This window comes from Mesorhizobium sp. WSM4830, assembly GCF_055811495.1.
Genome location: NZ_JBVVQI010000042.1, coordinates 1 through 20,499 on the forward strand (window position 1 = coordinate 1; position 20,499 = coordinate 20,499).

Genomic DNA, 20,499 nt, shown 5'->3' on the forward strand with positions numbered 1-20,499 from the left:
CGCCGTCGTGATCTGGCATCTGCTGATGAAGCGGGAGAGCTACGCGTGGGCAAGGCCGTCCCTGCACGCCAAGAAGCGACGATGCTCGAGTTGGCCTGGCTGTGGCTGCGCAATCAACCGAGTTCAGCGCACCCGCTGGTTCCACGAACGCGTGATGCGGAATCAGGGGCGCCTCAAAAAGACAACCATCGTCGCCCTGCAAGGAAGCTGCTCCTGGCGCTCTGGAAATACGTGACCGCGGGCGTCGTTATCGAAGGTGCCGTCATGAAGGTTGTCTGACGAGACCACACCGATACACTCATCCCTCGAGGTCTGATCAGCCTCGACGGATCCACGAGGCGAACCGAGATCCCAACTGGCTGGAATGCCGTATCAAAGACGGGCCTCGCCTTCTGGGCCCTGCCGCCGCAAGCGGGATTTTGGTGCAGCCGTCTCAAGCGGCGACCGTATGTGAGTTTGACCAGGCTCGATTAGACCTAGCCGTGTCACGCAATCGGGCCCAGTTCATTCCGCCGCCAATTGGGAGCAACACGATGCCGCCCTAACACACCTCTTGACCTCAGCATCGTCATGTGAGCCCGGGATCAAACAACTAGCCTACGGGTCTCGGCGGGCGCAGATGCACCACACTAGACGGCGCATACACGAATCCCCGTCAATCCGACCGGCCGGCGGCGGCACCATAAATCGGCAGGAGAACAGCGCTCCTCATGTTGGGTCTTGAAAAGCGACTCCTAACAATAGCTCTGGACGACATCGAGCGTACGGTCACCGTCTCGGCCGCCGGCGATAGCTCGACGCCACAGGTCAACCAATATTGCCGATTGGGATGACGGTGTTGAGGCGGGACAGGCTCTCCGACGGCGTTAATCGTGCATGCCGGCGGTGGCTTTACCCCTGCGGACGCCGATGTGCCTTTGTCGGCAGGCGGCGCGAAGGGCGCCACACTACTGGTAGCGACGACGATATTGAGCGAACTTTGCGGCCAATTCCTCCGCACGGTCTTCACATTCGTTCAGCCCCATTGCGTCGCAATCGTAGGCCAACAGTTCGCGCATAATTTGCGCTGACTCCGCCGTGAAGCGCACAGTCCCGTCGCTTTCTACGGCCTCAATACCGTCGTATTTCTGACACCCTCTGTTGACCTGCACCGCATCGTCCATGGATAGGTCTTCAGGCAGGTCGATCGAAATGTCTGTCGGAGCAATCCTAACGGGATACCCTCCCACGAGACCCAATGGACCCGGCGCATGCACGACACATTTTACGCGATCAGCCAACGCACGAAGAACAGCTGTCGCCGACGATGCAGTCACCAATTCCCCATCAAGGCCTCCAACCCGCCGAAAACGTCCGGCAACGTTCGCGAAAATCACATCGTGGTCCAATTCAGGCCCAATTCTCTGGCCGTCGCGATATATGGTCAGATGGTAGGGCGCGCCGTCCGTGGAACCCGTCCTAGGCATACGATAACTCACGTAGTGTTGGGCAAAGAACCGCACATCGATTGCTTTGACTTCGCAACCAAGGAGATGCGCGGCCGCCAACCTGATGCCCGGCACGGCATTCGCGACGTTGCCGATGCCAATCGCTGGCGAGAGACCCTCGGCTGCAAGGACGGCGTTGGTTACATCAGGGTAGGACGCATTCACGACCGTGCTCTCAAGTCTGGCCTCTCGAACGGCCCTCATCAGGCGCCGCACGAGAACAAGATGCATTGGCGTCCATACCCCGGCGCATGCTCGATCGATCTGCTGATACGCTTCGGGCGGCAATAGGGTTATCACCCACCATGAATGCAATGTCGTTGCATTGAAAATGATGTCGGGACGGAGAGCAGCAAGCTTTTCTGCTGTATCCTCTACATTCATGAGGTCCATGGGTATCACCTCAATTGTCGGATGGTAGCCGAGGTTCAAGGCCGCGTGCTTCGCCAGGTTGGTCCTTAAAGTGGCCCGCTGCACATTTTTTGCTCCGACATGCAGATCGTAGGGTCTGCCGCTTTGACTGAGAAAATCAAGGACCTCCCCACCAAGCACCCCGTAGCCAATAATCAGGATACTCACGCGATTCTGCATCGGAGACCTCCAAAAGGATGGTGAATAAAATCAATGACCGTGGAATTTTCCAAGATGATGATCCGATCTTTCAAAGAGAATTCTACCTTATCATATGTACATATGTAATTATGATAAATTTGCGTTATGAAATTTTAAGATTCATTTCTGGCATCGAGCTTGTAGCGGACCTATCCGGGGGCAAATCAAGGAACTTGCATACCATCTCTTGCACGGCTGGTTGGCCTGATGCTGAAACTGAACGGGGCTCGATCATGGTGCAGATGGGGAAGTGCGGCACCCACTTGGACGTCGCGTCGTGGTGCTCCTGGGCGAAGGCGGGACCGCCGGCCGATGGCGTCACTAAATATAGGTCCGCGCCTCGTCGCTTGCCGGCGCCCTCGTCCTGGCGCAGCAGCGCCGACCGCGCCGGACAAATGCGCCCCTCAACAGTCCGTTGGCGACATCCGCGGCGCAAGGCATGATCCGCCACCATCTCGCCCGCTGACGCAGGATAACGCGGCCGAGACTTGCGCTCTCACGATCAGCGGCCAGGGAAGCGACTTCGTGTCCAGGTCCGCCTGGCTTTGCGCACGTGATCCCATAGCTGCCCGGACGATGCCGTCCGTCCACAGGAAGACCGCCCTGCCTCGTCGGCCAAGCGCTCCGCAGGAGCCACGGTCACGCGCTGATCGGCAATCCTACGCTCCTCCGAACACCGCCCACTTCTCGACCGGCGGCCGGCAATCGCATTACGTTTGACGTTGCAGACGCCGCGTTCGTCCTTACCAGCCGCACGTAACCGCGCCTCCGTCACGTCGTAATGTTCGACCAAGCATTCGGAGTCGAACAGCACTTCCGTTGGAGGCCCGCCGAACCGAAGACGCTCCCCCCATTCCCCAGCACCCGCCTGCCCCGAAACGAGGAGGCATTTTCAGCCGAGCGAGTAACACAGCACCGCAACAAACAGACGCACCCAAACACACTGGGCGCCGATCCATGCTCGCGAGTCGCCCAAATCGAGCTGCCTCTGAATGTTCGGCGTCGTCTCAAGCCGAACCGTCACGCACTTCTCCCGACGCCAACCCTGCACGAGAAGTTCCCGAACGAAATCTTACACAACTCATGTTCGCTTTCCAGTTCCTGGCGCACTACATCGGCCGCCATGGCCGAAAGGCGCTCCCGCAGCCAATTGTCTAGCCCGTCAAACGCGCGGACACACAGGCCTGTGAAATGCAACAGTCCCGCCCTTGCGTAGAGACCGTGCTCCGGTCCCTGAAGTTTTCCGAGGTAACATTCTTTGGCTGGGAGCAAAAGACGATGAAGGCATCGAAGTTCTCGGACGCGCAGAAGCGTTCATTCTGAAGCAGGGATCGGACGGAATCCCCGTCGCGGAGATCTGTCGTCGGGCTGGGATCAGCTCGACCTAATTCAACTGGAAGAAGAAATACGACGGACTACTGCCGACTGAGATGTTATAGCGGAAGGGATAGTCGAGTTTTCAATTTCAGCTGAATGGATCACCGGATCGACGGGAACGCATCGGCGGATGCAATCGTGAGGACTCGCCGCGTTTAATGGTCGTGACGACATGGGACGCCTTCGAAAGAATACTTGCCAGCTCCGCGTAGAGGTCTATGCCATCACTGGTAAGGACCATGCCGGTTCCTAGTCTCACAAACAGCGGAACACCAAGCTCGCCCTCAACGACTTTGATCTGCCTAGTGATCTCTCCCAACGTCACCTTCAGCTCGGAAGCTGCAAGCTCAAGCGAAAGATGGCGTGCTAATGCTTCGAATCCCTCGAGGGCAGTGAGGACAGTGAGAGACGGAAGATGATGGGTCATTGGAAATTCCACTCAGATCGGCAGTAGCGGACGGCACGACCGGTTATCCGCGTGGTCCAGTGGCCGATAGCCACTGCCGCGAGCCCGCACGGGTTACCGTGAGATAAATTAGTCACGTTCGGTTTCTCAACGGAACTGAGCTCCGCCGTAAGCCCAAGCAAGTTGCGCGCCAATTGGCAGCACCGTTTGATTTGCACCACTCGTCCACATCGACAAGCCGCCCCCCCGACGTCTCGTCGGGTTTCCGACATTCTTGTCAAGCTTCACGACGTTGCCCCCAGTTAATATCCAGTTTTGAGTTCGATTCCGGCGTGGGTTTTGCCCTGCTGGGCGGGTGAAGCGACGGGCGCTGGCGCGGAGCCTTTGGCATAGCGCAGCGCGAGCGACCGTCACGGACTGAAGGTGGTGGCGAACTCGGCCGGTATCTGCCAGGCGATTTGGGAGTGCGGCCGCGCGGTGTTGTAGTCGGCGCGCCACAGGGCGATGGCTACCCGCGCCTGAGCCAGCGAGGTAAACAGCGTCTCGTTGAGCAGTTCATCGCGCAGTCGGCCGTTGAAGCTCTCGATGAAGCCATTATCCGGCATGTTGTTCTCGGTGCCATCGTTTGTTCGGTCGTAAGGTTTGGCTAAGCTTGGCGGATCCGGGCCACGGGGCACCGGGAGCACGCAAGTGTCAATGACCGTGGAATCGGGACTCCGTATTTTGCGTAAAAGGGACCCCGGTTTGGGGCTTGTGAGAGGTACGACGTGGAGCGCCCGATCAGGCGGAGCTGGTCGGGGTTGCACAGCCTGATCGGGCGCGGCTGAATGGCTTTTCGGCTTTAGCTTGAGAGTGGCTTTTGAAGCGCCAGGACTCGTCCCCGGTTCCGACAATCTCGCAATGGTGCGTGAGGCGGTCAAGCAGCGCGGTGGTCATCTTGGCGTCACCGAAGTTGTCATCATGCCTCCTTCTTTGATCGCCTGTTGCGTGCGATCCGCGCCCGCAGCGTGTTGATCCGGTCATCTGAGAGCTCGATTTGCCACGGCTGTCCCTTCGTGAGCTGGTGCCCCTCGAGCCAGCCGCGTGCGAGATAGTCGAAGACGGTTTGTGGTGTGACGCCCAGGGCGGCGGCCGCCCCTTGAACAGAGGAGGTTCCATCTGGCCATCGGCCGGGATTGGCGCTCGTCCCGTTGATCTTGACGGTGGGGATGCCCCAACGTGCCCGCAGAAGCCAGACATTCTCACCTTTGAACGCGCAGCCGCGTGCTGCGACAAAGCCTTCCGCGTTCAAGGCCGCCGCGATCTCCTTGTCCATTTTGCCCGCGGCGTTAAGTTCGATCACACGGCTCCGCAGCCGCTCCACATCGATGTAGTCGCCATAGGTGTGGACCCGCCTTTGGAGAGAGTGCTCGCTTGTCGCTCCCGCTGCCACTTGAACCAGACCTGGCCTTGGAGGCGCTTCTGGTCGAGGGCGACCTCGCAGATGATGCAGCGCAGGATACCCTTGCGCTCGGCTGCCGTTGTCGAAGGGGCGTGCCAGATGCCGGGCAGATCCTCCCCCAGCTTTTGCAGCGCCTCGCGATCCGGTTCGCTCAAGACCAGGGGCTCGTCGCATCGCCAGCGTTCGTAATCCTGTTCGATCGCCTCGGCGGCGCGAAGCTTCTCTTCCCACGCGCGCTCCAGCGAACGCGCCACCAGACGGTTCTCAGGCTCGACCGCATCGTATTGGCGCCGTGCACGTTCTGCCTCATAGCGCCCGCTCGCGCCGCAGCGCCCACTGCCGCAAGCTGACGCGTCTCCTCTTCGATCTGGCCCAGTGCGGCGATGGCGATGACGATCTTGTCCGGCCGCAAGGCCTCGAGCAGGATGCTTTCGATGCGCGCATCGACGGGCAGCGCACGCACTTCCTGGCATAACGGCCCGCCCTCCTGGTCACGGTCGGCGCGACACGTATAGACGGGGTAGTCGCCCGCGGGACCACTATAGCGCAGGCTCATCCGGCGACCGCACCGTCCACAAACAGCGATGCCCTGCAGAAGTGCCGCCCCCTTGCGCGGCACACCGGAATGACCGGCTTCGTAGCGATTGATGTTGTTTGCCAGTCGCCTCTGGTTCTCCATGAACTCCTCCCAGCCGATATAACCAGGATGGGCAGCCTGAAGGCAAACCTCCCAGTCGGCGATGGGGACCTTGGTCGTCCTCGGGCGATAGACGCCATGGCGAATCCGCCCGCCTTCCACCCGCCTGCGGCCATAGACATACGCCCCGGCATAGGCAGGATTTTGGAGAATGCTGAGCACGCGCGAACTATCGGCCTCGCGCCACACCACATCGTGCGGCGCCGGACCGAAGAGTGGGCGCACAGGCAGTGGCAGATCGTTCTTTCACAGGTATCGCATCACGGCCCGCGCACTGTGAAGCTCGCGGAACTTGGCGAAGACCAGGCCGAGCCTCGCCTGCACCTGCTCATCGGGATTGAGAATGATCTCGCCCGAGCGGCCATGCGCCAGTCCGGCGGGAACGGGAAGGCGTAGCTCGCCACGCGCCGCCTTCTGACGCTCGCCCTGATGGAGGCGCTGCCTGATCTGGGGCAACTCCGCCTCGCTCATGATGCCGGACAAACCGAGCAGCAGGCGGTCATGGTAAGCGCAGGGATCGTAGAGAAGTTCGCAGTCGGCAATGATGACGCCGAAGAGCGCGCACAAATCGAGGAGCTGATGCCAGTCGCGATTGTTGCGGGCAAGCCGGGAGGCATCGAGGCTGATGACTAAGCCGGCGTTCCCCAGTCCGATCTCGGCAATCAGCTTCTTGAAGCCCACGCGCTCAATGGTCCCGGCTCCGGATTTGCCAAGATCTTCATCGATGACGTGCACGCGTTCATGCGGCCAGCCGAGGGCGACGGCACGATCGACGAGGCGGTATTGCAGTTCCGTGCTTTCCTGATGATGCCGCACCTGGTTCACAGAGGACTGGCGGACGTAAATCTAAGCGAGCTTACCGCGAGGCGTGGCAGTAACGCATTCGTTCGGTCTATTCGACGTTCTCAACATGCCGATCCGCCGCTATCGGCGCGCCTGTCGATCGCATCCGCAAGAGAAGCCGCGCGAAGCCCCGCGCGATCTGCTTCTGCCTCTCCACGGGCAAGTTGAGCCAAAGACTCGGCAGAGTGATGATACTCGGGTTCGGAACTTTGGTGGTGGGGGTCTGGGACTTCTCGCCGGTGGATGGTACTCCAAACCCGCCGTGCTTGGCGTCACGGGATTTGGAAATGATGTGCTGCAATTCGCGGTCGGTCACGGATCGTTCCTCTGGCCGTTTTGAGTATACCTGACGAGATTCAGGATTGAACGAAGCCGCTGACGCGGCATTTGGCGGGTCGGTTTGCGGATGAAGCTTCTGTTTTGAAGGATTGCTGCTGTTGAAGCGCAATCTTGAGAACAGGAGCAATAATAAGATGGCCGAGATGAGCCCGCTTCGCCGGCGCATGATCGAGGACATGACGATCCGCAATCTGTCGCCGGCCACGCAACGATCCTACGTGCACGCGGTAGCGAAGTTCTCCCGCTACTTTGGCCGATCCCCGGACCGGCTTGACCTGGAGGACGTTCGCGCCTTCCAGGTGCATCTGGTCTCTACCGGAATCTCGTGGCCGGCGCTGAACCAGACGGTGTGCGCGCTGCGGTTCTTTTACGGCGTGACGTTGGGTCATGCCGAGATCCCTGAGCGGATCGCCTATGCCCGCGCTCCACGCACGCTGCCGGTGGTTCTCAGCGCCGACGAGGTTGTCCGCTTTCTCGAGACGGTGCCGAGCCTGAAGACGCGCACCGCCCTGACGACGGCCTATGCCGCGGGCCTTCGCGCTTCGGAGACTGTCGGACTGAAGGTCGGCGATATCGACAGCGAACGCGGCGTGATCCGGGTCGAGCACGGCAAGGGCGGCAAGGACCGCACGGTGATGTTGTCGGCGCAGCTTCTGCGCATCCTGCGGGTCTACTGGCGGCTGGCAAAGCCGCAGGGCTGGCTGTTTCCGGGCCGGGATGCAAATCGACCCATCGACGTTCAGGTATTGTACTCGGCCTGCCGCTCGGCGCGTGCGGCCGCCGGCATCGACAAGCGCGTGACGGTCCACACGCTCAGGCACAGCTTCGCCACGCATTTGCTGGAGAACGGCACCGATATCCGCATCATCCGGGTGCTGCTTGGCCACAATAATCTGTCCTCGATGGCGCGCTACACCAAGGTCTCGAACGGCCTAATCCGACGCCGACAAGCCCGCTTGACCGGCTGAACATCGAAGTCGTGCCGCCGGGCTGATCGGCGGTGATCATGATGGAGCGCCGCTCATATCTTGCGCAGATGAGTTCGAAGAGCACGCTCGTTTCGGCCTGGTCCTTGGTGACTTAAGCCAGGTCGTCGAGGATGAGCAGATCGAACTTGTCGAGCTTTGCGATGGCGGATTCGAGCTGGAGCCCCCGCCGCGCGACCTGAAGCTTCTGGACGAGATCGGTCGTGCCGGTGAACAGCACCCGCCAGCCGTTCTCGATCAGGGCGAGGCCGATGGCCGCGGCGAGATGACTCTTTCCGCCGCCGGGCGGGCCAAACAATAGGATGTTGGCGCCCTTTGCGAGCCAGCTGTCGCCGGGGGCGATCGCCATCACCTGGGCCTTGGAGACCATTGGCACGGCGTCGAAGGCGAAGCTGTCGAGGGTCTTCTCGGGCGGCAGGTGCGCCTCGGCGAGGTGGCGTTCGATCCGGCGGTGCGCCCGCTCGGCCAGCTCATGCTCGGCGATGGCCGAGAGGAAGCGGGCAGCGGGCCATCCCTCTCTGTCGGCCTGTTCGGCGAACTGCGGCCAGAGCGTCTTGATTGTCGGCAGCCGGAGCTCGTTGAGCATGATCCCGAGCCGAGCTTCATCGATGCTATGGGCTTATCTCATGCGACCTCTCCCACATAGGCCGTGCCGATCAGGGCTTCATAGCCATTGAGCGATGCGAGTTGCACATGAACGGTCGGCAACTGAGCCGAGTCTGGGCCGAAGAGCGCTCTCAGGGCGGCCAGGTCAGGCAGTTCGCCAGCGTCGAGCGCTCTGGCAAGCTCCTCGGCCAGCTCACGCTCGCAGCCACGATCGTGAGCCAGCGCCAGCAGTTCGACGGCAATCTTGCAAGCCTGTTTGTCGGGCAGGTGCTCGATGAGAACGTCGAAGGCTCTACGATATTCCAGCCCGGGAAAGAACTTGTCGCGATAGACGAGATCCCGAAGCGCCATCGGCTTTTTGCGCAGGGAATGAATGACGTGCCGGTAATTGACGACCTGATCGTGCCGACCGTCGGCATGGCCGCGTCCTCGGGGCAACGACGTCAGATGTCTCCCACCGATGAAGATCTCGAGGCGATCGTCGAAGAGGCGCACCCGTAGCCGGTGTCTGATCAGACGGGAAGGCACGGTGTAGAAGATCTTGCGCAAGGTGAAGCCGCCGGTGCGCGACACAGTGACGACCATCTCCTCGAAATCGGTGGTGCGGCGGTCGGGAAGTTCCTGCAAATGCGAGCGTTCAGCGTCAATGCGCTTGCCATGTGCGGCATTACGGCGGCTGACGATTTCATCGGTGAAGGCGCGGTAGGAGCCGAGATCGTCGAAGTCCCTGGTGCCGCGCATCAGTAGCGCATCGCGGACCGCGTTCTTGAGATGGCCGTGGGAACTTTCGATCGAGCTGTTCTCGTGCGCGACGCCCTTGTTGTTGCGCGTCGGCGTCATGCGATAATGGCCGCACAGTTCCTCGTAGCGATGCGTCAGATCGACCTTGGCGTCGGCATCGAGGTTACGGAAGGCGGCCGACAAGCTGACGCTGCGATGATAGAGCGGCGAACCGCCGACCGACCACAGCGCGTTCTGCAGGCCCTCTGCCAGAGCGACGAAGCTTTCGCCGCCAAGGATGACATGGCGTGCTCGAAGCCCGACCAGACCAGCCGGAAGTGATAGAGCAGATGGTCGAGCGGCTGGCCGGCGATGGTCACGCCGAGGCTGCCCATGTCGGTAAAATCCGACAGTCCCAACCGACCGGGTTCGTGCGTCTGACGGAAGATCACTTCCTGCTCCTGACCGTGAACAGCCCGCCATGATCGGATACGCCGCTCAAGCGTGCGGCGAATACCTTCGGACAGTTCCGGATGACGCGATGGAAGACGCGCTTCCTTCTCGATATGCGGTAAGCTGTCGGCCAACCGCTATCATGAGACGCCGAAAAATTGCGGTTCCGGAATGGTCGAAACGGCGCGATATTGCGCAGGAACACGTGATCGTTCGGGCAGGTCGAAGGGCGGCCAGGCGAGGTAGGCGGCGATCGCATCCCCGACGTCTTGCGGAAGCGGCAGACGCACCTCGTAGCGCGACTTGCCCGACACCCGCAGCGAGCCCGTCTCCCACTCGATGTCGTCGAGGCGGAGTTGCGCCACGTCGCCGGCCGCAGCCCGAGGCGCGCCCCTTCGCGCAGATTTGCGAAACCGTCCTCTTCTTTCACCTGTTCAAGCCGAGCTTAAATATCAGGATCGATGGAAAGCGTGACTGCCTTGCGCCCGTGCGCGGCCGTCAGTTGCTCCTGTGATCTAAACCGGGTTGAAGCGAGGAGAAGCTGGGGGGTCGCCACCGTGGCGGGGCGCAAGACGGCGATCGGAGCCATGGCGCCGATGCTGGTGCCGCTGCGTCCCAATGAGCGGTGGTCGCTCGACTTCGTGTCGGACCAACTCACCGACGGGCGTTGCTTCCGCATCCTTGCCGTCGTCGACGACTGCACGCGGGAATGCCTGGCGCTGGTGGCCGACACATCGCTCTCGGGCATTCGTGTGGCGTGCGAGTTGGATCAGCTCATTGCCGAGCCTGGCCGGCCGACGATGATTGTCAGCGACAATGGCAGCGAGTTCACCTCGAACGCCATTCTCGCCTGGGCCGACCAGAAGGGCGTCGGAGGCTGCCGAAATCATCAAACGCTGGGCGAAAAGCTTGAATATGGTTCGGCGGCCGCCTTCATCGGTGCCGGCCTGTCGCGGCGCGCCGGCTATCCCGATTGGCGTACGCTGCTGGCGGATATCGCCAAGGAACTGCGGGTCAGCTCCGGGAGAGGGCGAAATGACACTCCAAGTAGTCTTCGCGAAGAGCTATACGGATGGCCCGCTGGAGATCTGCTTTACCTGCCGCGCGCTCTTCGTATTCCAGCGCACGTGCGGCTTCAGGAATCAGGGATAGCCATTCCGGACCGACTCCTCAGCGAGCGTGTAGTTCATTTCAGCCAGCCAGTCGGGCCGGTTTAGCACCTGCGCAGCAGCCAGCTTCTCGCCGGTAGACATACTCCAAACCCGCCGTGCTTGGCGTCCTGAATCCTCGGAATTCATGTGCCGTGGCGGACGACCACATCATCAGGTGATATTTACATAAACTTAAAGCACGCAACTCGCTGCTGCGATTTGCCGATATGCCACGGCGGTCGAACCGGGCCACCGACTTTGTCATGTTTGTCGGATTCTGCACAAAAGCCTATCTAGCCATTCTCTTTTGTCGCTTCAGCCTAAACAACTGAACAGCAACCAAAAAAGTCTTCTTTCACTGGACCAGCCGGCTGGCATGAATTTTGAAAACGTTCATTGATGTGTTAAGCGACGCCAGTGCTTGCACATCAAGTGAGAAGTTCTCCCCAGAAGGATTACGCTCGCGCGAAGGAGACAATATGCAGCATATACTGGAGCGATTAACCGCCAAGATAAGGCAAACCGATGGTGACCAACAGTCTTCCGACAAGTTCCGTTTGGAAACTCTGTTGGATCATGACCTATTTGGCGAGATCTTGCCGCGTCTTCCCGGAGACGACCTCTATCGGTCTACCGGTCACCCTGATCGCGATGGTAGACGGGGGTAGTCTGATAGGAAAGACCACCCAACGGCGCAAACCGAAAGATCGCCTGCTCCCGAGCAACATGCGTGATACTCACCATGAGGACGAACATAAAAGTTCACGACATCCCTACGATTCTAGACGACTTTGGGGATTCCGTAAAGGTACTCTCGCTTGACTGTTTCGATACGTTGCTATGGCGCAAGACATCGACACCTAGAGACGTTTTTGCCGTGCTCGCCGATAATCCCGTCGCGCGAAGGTTAGGGATAGGTCCTCACCAACGCGTTAGCGCTGCTGCGCGTGCCTATCGAGCGAAGCCATTGGAGAACGAATCGAGGGAGGCGGATCTCGGTGACATTTATCGGCTTTTTACATCGCTTTCGGGTGAGGAACGGGAGCTATTGGCCGAGGCGGAAATCCGAACCGAAATGGATGTTTGCTTTGCATTCTCACCGTACGTAGAACTGATCAGGCTGGCGCACGCCCGTGGTATCAAAATTATCGTCGTGAGCGATATATATTTGCGCGAAGACGAGTTAAGGCGCCTCTTGGCTCGGCATTTGCCTGACGACGTTATGCAGTCAAATTAACAAGATTTACTGCTCTGTCGATTATGGGACGCCGAAGAGCAATGCCATTTTTCAGATTGTAATCAAGGAGTGTGGCGTTCCTGCATCGCAACTACTTCACATCGGAGATAATGATGTAGCCGATGCGCATGCGCCGCGGAAATTGGGCGTACGTGCGCTGCATTTCCTGCCGTTTGATCATGAGGTCGCAGACTTCTTGCGCCTACAGCACGCGGCATCGTCGTTAATTGTACCCGATCAGGCAGCGCCGAAAGCAGTTGTTCCGCCATGCTATAGTCCATTTCGACCAGTATTTGCTGTAGCAAACCTGCAGCCATACGCGCCTGAGACGATGATCGGCTACATGTCGTTTCGCCCGGTGCTATACGCCTATGCCCGTTTTCTTATTGACGAGGTGGAGGCACTACAACAGCAGGGCAAACGAGTAAAAGTCTTCTTCCTGTTGCGTGACGCTTATCTCCTTTCAGCTGCGTGTGAGGCCTATGCGCGCAAGCCCGTCGGCAAACCGGTACGAATCCGCAAATTTCTTGCTATTGCGGCCTCTTTCAAAACCCGCGCCGATGTCGATTATTACATCAGCGGGATCGAACACGAAGTTGACGATTTTCATGCCACTGCAAAACAGCTTTTGCTTCCGCCAGAAGTGACTGAATTATTAATACGGATCGCCCATCAATCTGCCGATCCGCAAACGGCATTCCATCAGTTGCTGCGCGACGACGATGTGTTGGAGTTGATATTCAAGCGATCGTTTGATTTGCGTGCCCGCTTAATGCGATATATATCAAAGGAACTGGAGGTAGAGAAAGGCGATACCATTGTTTTGGCGGACACAGCCTATTACGGCAGAACGCAGGAAGATTTGAGTCGGACATTCGCAGAAGAATTGAACGTCGAAATACTGGGACGCTATTTGGTAGCTTCCGACGAACCGTACCGCCCGGCGCACGGAAAAGCACTTATTACAACGTCTTGTTGGGGTTATGATTTATTTGAGCAATGTTGCATCCTCAAGGAAGGAATGGTAGTAGACTATGATTTGGACGGCGAGCCAGTTCTCGATGAGATCAAACTTAGCGAGAGGCAGTGCGAGAAGTTGCAAAAGTTCAAGATGAATGCTTGCGGTTTATCAATGATGCGAGATCGTTTTTTAAGAAGTCTGGTGTGACGCACGAGTTTTCTATTTTGCAGCGGGCCGCCCACGCAGCTCTATTTCGTCATGGCTACATGCCTATCGAAGCGGAGTTGGAATATTTCAAGGGCTTCCAGAACGACAAGTTTATGGGGCCAGATCGCACGAAGACGCTCTATAATCTAGACAGTGCTTGGAAGAATGTGAGGCGCCTGCCCTCACCTTATCGGCTGGGTGCATTTGAAACGCGCAGCTTGGGGCTAGACTTCGCATTCAGCGGTTTGGTGCAAAAAAGATTTCAACTTGATCTAAGACCAGAAGATATGAATGTGCGGTTTTCACCTCTGAAAGTCTCGATAGGGAGCATACCAGAGTCCAAGGTCTTCTTGGTTAGAGCGCACCATCTGCATGACGGATATTTCTCCATTATGCTGCCATATGAAAGCGGCACTAGTGTGAAAATGCTTCTGGGCGAGCACTATGTATGGTTGCAAATCTAAGGTACACAACTTTTAAATAACGCAACAAGGGTGTGTAGTGATGTGTCGAGCTCTCTCGATCTGGAAGAAATCAACCGGGAAGGAGAGATTTACCAGTGCCTGTCACAGGCAAGTGTCGCGACAATACGTCCCGTTGATTTGCATCAGTTCAAAACGCCTCATTACTATCAAGTGATCTTTCGCCCATTGGTTTTTAGGGCATGACCCTGAGCTCGACTTTGTACGTTTTGGTCAGGTCCAGGTCCAGAAAAGGCTGTTGGTTGCGATGTGGCTGAGCGCCTTAATCGAGGGGCAGGACACAGCCGCCCATATCGTCGATGTCTTCCCATTTTCGCCGGGTGTGACCAGTGGGCGATCCTGACCTCATCGCTTCTGCCGGTCGGCTTGAGACGGGCGATCGGCACCTCGGTTGCCAGCAGGTACAGGTGGTAGGCACCTTTGTCCTTGTACCAGCCAACGCCGCCGCCATTGGCCTCGTCGAACGCCTCGATGCGCAGGGCAATGTCGTCCTTTTCCATTGGGCAGTCATAGCTGCCGCGGCCTCGGGCAGGCCTGATTCACTTCGCCGCACGGTCATTGCCTTGCAACATGTGCTGGCCGGGATTCGAAGCATGGGATGCTGCACCATCCCAGCGTCGCTGTCGGCGATGCCGTTCCCCAGATCCTGCGCCAGTGGCTCCAAGCCTTGCGCACCTGCTTCACAGCGCCCAGTTGGGAACATGTCCTTGTTCTGGTCATGGGAGCTTTGCTGGCGCCGGGCAAGAGGACCGTCAGCTCTTGCCTGCGCATGACCGGCCGGGCCGCGGCCGCCAACTTTGCAAGCTACCACCAGATCCTCAACCGACCCTGCTGGAGCCCCGTGCCGTTGCCAGGCGATTGCTGGGCCTCGTGGTCGAACGGCTCGTGCCCGATGGCCCCATCGTCATTGGCATGGACGACACCATCGAACGCCGATGGGGACGCCGGATTAGCGCACGGGGCATCTACCGGGATCCAGTGCGCTCCAGCCATGGCAATTTCGTCAAAGCCAGTGGCCTGCGCTGGTTGAGCTTCATGGTGCTGACCCCGGTGCCATGGACGGGCCTGGTAAAGGCCTTGCCGGTCTTGACCCTGCTTGCCCCATCCGAGCGATCCCATCAACGTGGGCGGCGCCATAAGCTGCTGACCGACTGGGCGCGGCAGGGCGCACTGCAACTCTGTCGCTGGCTGCCAGGCGCCGCATCATCTTCGTAGGCGACAGCAGCTTTGCCGTCCATGAACTGGCCCAAGCCATCACTGCCAGGGCAACGCTCATCAGCCGGCTGCGACTGGATGCCAGCCTGTTTGCGCCACCGCCAAAGCGGACCACGCGCACCCTCGGCCGGCCAGCGCAAAAGGTCCAGCGCTACCAAAGCTCAAGACACTCCTGTCCAACCCCGCCACGACTTGGGCCAGGATCATCGTGTCCGCCTGGTATGTGCGCATTTCGCTGAGCCACAGAAGCTTGTCCGCTACCTCGGTCTGAATCCCAGCGTCAGGCAGTCCGGGCCGGGGCCCGCCTACCACGGGCGGATCACCAAACAGGGCCGTGGACATGCCCGCGGCATGCTCGTCGAAGCGGCTTGGGCGGCAGCACGCGCGCCGGGGCCACTCCGTGCCTTCTTCCTGCGGGTCTCGGCGCCGGGATCGGTCTCATCGCGGTGCTGCACAGCTGGGGCCAGAACCTGCACTATCACCCCCACCTCCATTGCATCTTGCCGGGCGGCGGCATCTCCCTCGATGGAGGGCGTTGGGTCGCCTGCCGGCCGGGGTTCTTCCTGCCCGTGCGCGTGCTGTCGCGCCTGTTTCGCCGTCTCTTTCTGAAGGAACTCCGAGCGGCCTATGATGAGGGCCGGCTGGGCTTCTTCGGCGATCTTGCTACCTGGCAAAGCCCTGATGCCTTCGTCTGCTCGCTCGCCGAGGCTCGTCGCCGTCAATGGGTCTACGCCAAGCCGCCCTTCGGCGGGCCGAAGCAGGTGCTGGCCTATCTCGGCCGCTACACCCATCGCGTCGCCATCGCCAATTCCCGACTGATCAGCATGGCCGACGATCGGGTCGCACTCCGCTGGCGGGACTATTGCCATCGCGGCAAGACGAAGATCATGACGCTCGAAGCGCACGAGTTCATCCGTCGCTTTCTCCCGCACACGCTGCCCGATGGTTTCCATCGCATCCGCCACTACGGCTTCCTCGCCAACGGCAATCGCGCCGCCAAGCTCGACCTGTGCCGCAGGCTGCTGGCCGGACCGCAGCAGAACGATCTCGAACCGGATGCCGAAAGCGCCATTGTCGCCGCCGAGCGCCTTGCGGTGGCGCATCGCTGCCCCTGCTGCGGAGAGCCAATGATCACGCTCGCCATCTGGCGGTGCGGCCAGGCGCCGCCGCGCCCCTTCTGGAACGACACCTCATGACCACGCCGGGAGCGTCCACATCACCTGATACGGTATCCGTCCATGGGCGCCGGCACCCCGCCCCTTGTCCCGCCGCACAAAACCGCAAGCAGCCAGCCCGGCGATAGAAGGCACTGCAGCCTATCCGACGGCTCGCGCCATCCCGGTTCCGCCTTCCACCGTGCCATCCTTCGCTGTGGCCGCATCGTGAACGCCCTTCATCAGCCTGGCGAAGACGATCCCGACCGCTCCTCCAGGCTACAATCCCCATAACGCCAGATCGTCCCGCGGCTTCGTTCAATCCGGCTTGCAATGAGGTCCGACACCCAGTCCGCCCGCTCCGTCGAGCATCCGGACCTCACAGAAGCCTCCAGATTCCCGTTGAGACGTTTGCGTGATTCATTGCGGTTTGAAGGAGAACCGCGATGGGCAAACCGTTACCGATGGCGTTGCGTGAGCGAGTTGCCGCGTTTGTCGATGAGGGTCACGGACACCGGGAGGCGGCGCGGCATTTCCGCGTGTCGCCGCGTTTCGTAAACGAGCTGATGAAGCTTCGTCGCGAGACTGGTTCGCTGGCGCCGCGCCGTCAGGGTCATGCGCCGGGCTGGGGTAAGCTTGCGCCGCACGCGGCCTTCGTACGCGACCGGATGGCGGCGGCAGGAGAACTGACGCTGGACGAACTGTGCGTCGAACTGGTCGTCCACCACTCCAGTGCGGGCCGCCTGCTGCACCGTCTCGGTCCAGCCACAAAAAAACTCTGCAGGCCAGCGAGCAGCAGCGCGCCGCGGATCATCGACGCGCCGATGAACGCGCGCCGCTTCGAGACATGGATCGAGACGCAACTGACACCCGAGCTTCAGCCCGGCGACGTCGTCATCCTGGACAATGTTGGCTTCCACAAGAGCGAGCGGGCGGCCGAACTGGTGCGCAAGCGCGGCGCATGGCTGCTGTTCCTGCCGCCATATTCACTCGATCTCAACCCGATCGAGATGGCATTCTCGAAACTCAAGGCGCTGCTGCGCAATAAGGCGGCCAGAACCTTCAACGCCCTCTCCGACGCTCTCGGCGAATCTGCCACCTTTTTGACGCGACACAGTGTCGAAACTTCTTCAAGGCTGCCGGATATGAGGCCGATTAAGCGCGACACGCTTTAGGCCATCCCTGAGCTCAAATGTGTAGGTTTTCCTGTCGTCTGACACGCCCCACTTGTTCACCATTTGGGGCTGCGGCATGAACTTTGAGTCAATCGAAAACAGTGTGTCGTAAATTGCCAATCCGTGGTCTGAGGATATGTTCGACGTCGTCCAGATCGGATCGAAGATGCGCAAGTCCACTCCCTTCACCATGCGTACGGTTCGAGCAGCCGCTGACGCTGTCTGCGCCCGCAGAACATGTGGGGCAGACAAAGTTGCACCATCAGCCAAGCCCACCTTGAAGAGTGTCCGTCGGATTGATATTCATATTCCAATTCCCCTTTTGTTGGTAGTGCCGCTTTCTGCGGAACGATAGAGTGCGAGAATTCTCGAGCAGCGCCTTTTAAAACAGTCCATTCACATAGAAGGGAATGGCGCTCTCTCTCTTCTCATTTCCATTCCGCGAGGCTAGCGGTGGCTCGTTTTCGAACGGGTTCTTCACCCGCGGCCAGAAGTTCAGATCTCGTCGCGTGAAAGCGATGGCCTCTGTCGTTGGGTTTACTGCGCCCGGTGTCGCGCAGAAGATAACATCCTGAGCGATGGCGCTGAATCCACTGTAAAAATGAAACAAGGATTTAACGACGACCAACCGCTTCCGAGCGAGACGGATTCCGAGCTGTTCGAAAGCTTCGGGGTGATAGACCTGAGTGCGCAGATCGTTGATGACGAGATCGACCTCTCCTGCTACCTTAAACCATACCATTGTCCCAAGGGGTTCTAACCCTACACCCAGATGTTGACCTAATCCTGTGGCAATTCGCATAACACGGCCGGTGACGTCGACCGGATCACCAGACGCGATTCCGGTCTTTCCGCCTACGCGGAGTTTGATTTCCGCGCCCTCTCCGGCGCTCTCGCAGATACGGACCGCCATCGGATCCCAGTATATTCCCGAGGCAAAATTTGTCATACTGCGTGCAAAAAGCGCTCGGAGAACATGCGTTGCATCACCGGGAGCCCCCGCACCAGAATTATCCGACATGTCTGCCATGACCACCGGAAACGAAGACGCGGCTTCGGCCTGGTCGAGAGCTGCCTCAAGGTCAGGGTAGGCGGGAAGTAGTTCTTCCCGGAGATCGAAGAACGCTCGCCCCAATCGCTCGGCTGTTGACTGTGCAAGATCTGCATCGCTGTCGGCGACTATCAACATCCGCGCACCTGTGTCCGGCAGGTCAGCCCAGGGAAAGCCGTGCCCAAGTGAGACCGATAGAATACCCGGCAGTCGTTCTGTCTCCTTCATCAAGGAAACAAAATCTCGCATCACGCCGCGCTTGGTCAGGAATAACGACACCATGCGACAATCGAACATTGCCATCCTCGGTGCGATCTCTCCCTGAGCGGTTTTTAGGGCTAGATCAAACAGCTCTTCGGCACGGTCGGTGGCATCGTCGTGGGGGTATTCCTTCCAGATAACTACAAGGTCCGCCGCCTCAAGCAGAGGTTTCGTCAGATGACAATGGGGGTCCAGCACCACCCCGATAGTAGCATCCGGGCAAGAAGCCCTAACTGCCGCGGTGATGTCGGCTTCGCAATCCTCACACCCGTCTGCGACCATTGCGCCATGCAACTGCAGCAGAACGATGTTGGGACCGCCTGAAGCCTGTAGATCGTCAAGAATTTTCTTCCGAAGGGCGGCGTAGGCGGTTCGGGTTGTAAGCCCGGCCGGTTCGGCCATCGCTGCGAGGCTTTCCGTAACCTGCCATCCCAGCGTCTCCGCCCGCGATCGCCAGACGTGAAGAGCTTCGGTCATTAGGTTCGGGGGTTCCTGCGTTGCAGTACCATTTTTGAGGAAAAGGTCCTCAAAATCGCGCAAACCGGTAGGCACCGGTGAGAAGGTATTTGTCTCGGTGGCCAACGCGGCAATGAACAGATGCATGATAATACTCCTCCCAAACGAATTTGCGGTTCAAAAAGTGTCTAAGAAATCTCCATCGAGTGATCTCCCATATATTGAGCTACAATGTTGTCTATCGAAGCATCTGCCTCCAATCCGATGCGAGAGGCTTTGTTAAGCGCGAACTGTGTCGGCCAGCTGGTTATGATGCCTCTCACAAATGGATCCGGCTGCCATTTTACCCGCTCCGCCACTCGTGCACCCGCCACCCTTGCTAGTGCCTCGACGAGTTCTCTCGCCGTACAACTCAGACCAGCCATCATTACAGATCTATCCCGGCCCCACGCTTCATCGGGGGCATCGTGCCCTACAATCAGTCCCTCGATTACTTTAGAAGGGGACAACAGGAAGCCTCGATCCTCAGGTGCGACTGGGCAAGCATAATCGGCACCGTTGAGAGGCTCTCGTATAATAGCACTTGCCCAGGACGACGCGGCAGTGTTCGCTCCTCCTGGACGGACGGCAATGATTGGAAGCCGGAACGAGCGGCCGTTGACAAAACCCTTTCGGGTGTAGTCGTTCACAAGAAGCTCACCAATTGCCTTCTGAACACCATAGGAGCTTTCCGGCGTTAGGTGGTATTCATCCGATACGACCTCCGGCAGATCTCCCCCATAGGTGGCAATCGAACTCGTAAAGACAAATCGTGGGCAAACGCCGGTACGCCTTGCGGCTTCCAATAAATGCAGCGTGCCTGTCAGATTTGCCTTCATGCCAGCGTCGAAGTCATGCTCGGCCCCTCCACTAACCAAGGCGGCCAAATGGAATACGCTTCCCGGATTTTCTGCAAACAGCAGAGTACCGAACTCTGGATCAGATATGTCGCCGCCCTGGTAAGATATTCGCTCGTCTTCAACGAGGCCGACGGGCTCTGGAAGGATGTCGGTCGCTACAATCCGAGAAACTGGCACTGCTTCGCCGGACGTTCCAACTAGCTGGCCTTGCGCCAAGAGCGCGTCGATCAATTTTCCACCAAGAAAACCGCAGGCCCCCGTTACGAGAACATGCATAAATATC

General features: G+C 59.1%; 15 protein-coding genes and 10 pseudogenes. 10 read left to right on the plus strand and 15 right to left on the minus strand.

The genetic code is table 11. The features are described from left to right. Positions 1 to 279 (plus strand): annotated as a pseudogene (locus AC0L2Y_RS31160) (IS110-like element ISMno25 family transposase); the annotation flags it as partial. Positions 280 to 947: 668 nt separating this feature from the next. Here the strand turns inward: AC0L2Y_RS31160 and AC0L2Y_RS31165 are convergent. Further along, complete coding sequence (locus AC0L2Y_RS31165; RefSeq protein ID WP_473561753.1) at positions 948 to 2,078, minus strand: hypothetical protein; 1,131 nt, start codon at positions 2,076 to 2,078, stop codon at positions 948 to 950. A 1,299-nt stretch (positions 2,079 to 3,377) separates the two neighbouring features. On the opposite strand from AC0L2Y_RS31165, the pseudogene AC0L2Y_RS31170 reads away from it, so the two are divergent. Further along, positions 3,378 to 3,484 (plus strand): annotated as a pseudogene (locus tag AC0L2Y_RS31170) (transposase); the annotation flags it as partial. A gap of 80 nt (positions 3,485 to 3,564) precedes the next feature. On the opposite strand, the gene AC0L2Y_RS31175 reads toward AC0L2Y_RS31170, so the two are convergent. The 8 genes and pseudogenes from AC0L2Y_RS31175 to AC0L2Y_RS31210 all read right to left on the minus strand — a co-directional run bounded on the left by AC0L2Y_RS31175 (position 3,565) and on the right by AC0L2Y_RS31210 (position 7,179). Beyond that, positions 3,565 to 3,903 carry a LysR family transcriptional regulator gene (locus tag AC0L2Y_RS31175; RefSeq protein WP_473561755.1) on the minus strand — a complete coding sequence of 113 codons (339 nt, stop codon included), beginning with the start codon at positions 3,901 to 3,903 and terminating at the stop codon, positions 3,565 to 3,567. A 281-nt stretch (positions 3,904 to 4,184) separates the two neighbouring features. After that, positions 4,185 to 4,478 (minus strand): annotated as a pseudogene (locus AC0L2Y_RS31180) (integrase core domain-containing protein); the annotation flags it as partial. A 184-nt stretch (positions 4,479 to 4,662) separates the two neighbouring features. Further along, positions 4,663 to 4,830, minus strand: a pseudogene (locus AC0L2Y_RS31185) (ATP-binding protein); the annotation flags it as partial. A 10-nt stretch (positions 4,831 to 4,840) separates the two neighbouring features. Then, on the minus strand, positions 4,841 to 5,224 hold the full coding sequence (locus AC0L2Y_RS31190; RefSeq protein WP_473561757.1) for a hypothetical protein: 384 nt from the start codon (positions 5,222 to 5,224) through the stop codon (positions 4,841 to 4,843). Further along, a complete protein-coding gene (locus AC0L2Y_RS31195; protein WP_473561759.1) occupies positions 5,221 to 5,478 on the minus strand; it encodes a hypothetical protein in 258 nt (85 codons plus the stop codon). Before AC0L2Y_RS31195 ends, AC0L2Y_RS31190 begins: the two co-directional genes overlap by 4 nt. Beyond that, positions 5,475 to 6,245 carry a recombinase zinc beta ribbon domain-containing protein gene (locus tag AC0L2Y_RS31200; protein ID WP_473561760.1) on the minus strand — a complete coding sequence of 257 codons (771 nt, stop codon included), beginning with the start codon at positions 6,243 to 6,245 and terminating at the stop codon, positions 5,475 to 5,477. Before AC0L2Y_RS31200 ends, AC0L2Y_RS31195 begins: the two co-directional genes overlap by 4 nt. A 21-nt stretch (positions 6,246 to 6,266) precedes the next feature. Further along, positions 6,267 to 6,845 (minus strand): recombinase family protein, encoded by a 579-nt coding sequence (locus AC0L2Y_RS31205; protein ID WP_473561762.1) that lies wholly within the window; start codon positions 6,843 to 6,845, stop codon positions 6,267 to 6,269. Positions 6,846 to 6,912: 67 nt separating this feature from the next. Next, a complete protein-coding gene (locus tag AC0L2Y_RS31210; protein ID WP_473561764.1) occupies positions 6,913 to 7,179 on the minus strand; it encodes a hypothetical protein in 267 nt (88 codons plus the stop codon). Positions 7,180 to 7,336: 157 nt separating this feature from the next. Here AC0L2Y_RS31210 and AC0L2Y_RS31215 point away from each other — a divergent pair. Next, a pseudogene (locus AC0L2Y_RS31215) lies at positions 7,337 to 8,196 on the plus strand (site-specific integrase). Here AC0L2Y_RS31215 and AC0L2Y_RS31220 read toward each other — a convergent pair. The 3 genes and pseudogenes from AC0L2Y_RS31220 to AC0L2Y_RS31230 form a co-directional block, all read right to left on the minus strand. After that, positions 8,184 to 8,798: pseudogene (locus tag AC0L2Y_RS31220) on the minus strand (ATP-binding protein); the annotation flags it as partial. The pseudogenes AC0L2Y_RS31215 and AC0L2Y_RS31220 sit on opposite strands and share 13 nt — an antisense overlap. A 14-nt stretch (positions 8,799 to 8,812) precedes the next feature. After that, positions 8,813 to 10,053, minus strand: a pseudogene (locus AC0L2Y_RS31225) (Mu transposase domain-containing protein); the annotation flags it as partial. 54 nt (positions 10,054 to 10,107) lie between these two features. Continuing rightward, on the minus strand, positions 10,108 to 10,332 hold the full coding sequence (locus AC0L2Y_RS31230; RefSeq protein WP_473561765.1) for a hypothetical protein: 225 nt from the start codon (positions 10,330 to 10,332) through the stop codon (positions 10,108 to 10,110). A 167-nt stretch (positions 10,333 to 10,499) separates the two neighbouring features. On the opposite strand from AC0L2Y_RS31230, the pseudogene AC0L2Y_RS31235 reads away from it, so the two are divergent. The 3 genes and pseudogenes from AC0L2Y_RS31235 to AC0L2Y_RS31245 all read left to right on the plus strand — a co-directional run. Continuing rightward, positions 10,500 to 10,839: pseudogene (locus AC0L2Y_RS31235) on the plus strand (DDE-type integrase/transposase/recombinase); the annotation flags it as partial. Between the two features lie 1,658 nt (positions 10,840 to 12,497). Then, positions 12,498 to 13,523: a hypothetical protein gene (locus tag AC0L2Y_RS31240; RefSeq protein WP_473561767.1), complete on the plus strand. Its 1,026-nt coding sequence runs from the start codon at positions 12,498 to 12,500 to the stop codon at positions 13,521 to 13,523. Further along, a complete protein-coding gene (locus AC0L2Y_RS31245; protein ID WP_473561768.1) occupies positions 13,520 to 13,987 on the plus strand; it encodes a hypothetical protein in 468 nt (155 codons plus the stop codon). Before AC0L2Y_RS31240 ends, AC0L2Y_RS31245 begins: the two co-directional genes overlap by 4 nt. A 167-nt stretch (positions 13,988 to 14,154) precedes the next feature. Here the strand turns inward: AC0L2Y_RS31245 and AC0L2Y_RS31250 are convergent, their stop codons facing one another. Beyond that, complete coding sequence (locus AC0L2Y_RS31250; protein ID WP_473561769.1) at positions 14,155 to 14,505, minus strand: hypothetical protein; 351 nt, start codon at positions 14,503 to 14,505, stop codon at positions 14,155 to 14,157. A 358-nt stretch (positions 14,506 to 14,863) separates the two neighbouring features. On the opposite strand from AC0L2Y_RS31250, the gene AC0L2Y_RS31255 reads away from it, so the two are divergent. The 4 genes and pseudogenes from AC0L2Y_RS31255 (at position 14,864) to AC0L2Y_RS31270 (ending at position 17,549) form a co-directional block, all read left to right on the plus strand. Beyond that, positions 14,864 to 15,220, plus strand: coding sequence for a transposase (locus AC0L2Y_RS31255; RefSeq protein WP_473561770.1), 357 nt, complete (start codon positions 14,864 to 14,866; stop codon positions 15,218 to 15,220). A 255-nt stretch (positions 15,221 to 15,475) separates the two neighbouring features. Continuing rightward, positions 15,476 to 15,640: pseudogene (locus tag AC0L2Y_RS31260) on the plus strand (transposase); the annotation flags it as partial. Continuing rightward, positions 15,631 to 16,416: pseudogene (locus AC0L2Y_RS31265) on the plus strand (IS91 family transposase); the annotation flags it as partial. The pseudogenes AC0L2Y_RS31260 and AC0L2Y_RS31265, both read left to right, overlap by 10 nt. 404 nt (positions 16,417 to 16,820) lie before the next feature. Continuing rightward, positions 16,821 to 17,549, plus strand: a complete 729-nt coding sequence (locus tag AC0L2Y_RS31270; protein WP_473561772.1) for a transposase — start codon at positions 16,821 to 16,823, stop codon at positions 17,547 to 17,549. A gap of 382 nt (positions 17,550 to 17,931) precedes the next feature. Here AC0L2Y_RS31270 and AC0L2Y_RS31275 read toward each other — a convergent pair whose 3' ends face one another. Then, positions 17,932 to 19,464, minus strand: a complete 1,533-nt coding sequence (locus tag AC0L2Y_RS31275; protein ID WP_473561774.1) for a M81 family metallopeptidase — start codon at positions 19,462 to 19,464, stop codon at positions 17,932 to 17,934. Positions 19,465 to 19,505: 41 nt separating this feature from the next. Continuing rightward, the gene (gene denD, locus AC0L2Y_RS31280) at positions 19,506 to 20,492 is read right to left on the minus strand and encodes a D-erythronate dehydrogenase (protein WP_473561776.1); all 987 of its coding nucleotides are present in this window, start codon (positions 20,490 to 20,492) and stop codon (positions 19,506 to 19,508) included. Between the last annotated feature and the right edge of the window lie 7 nt (positions 20,493 to 20,499).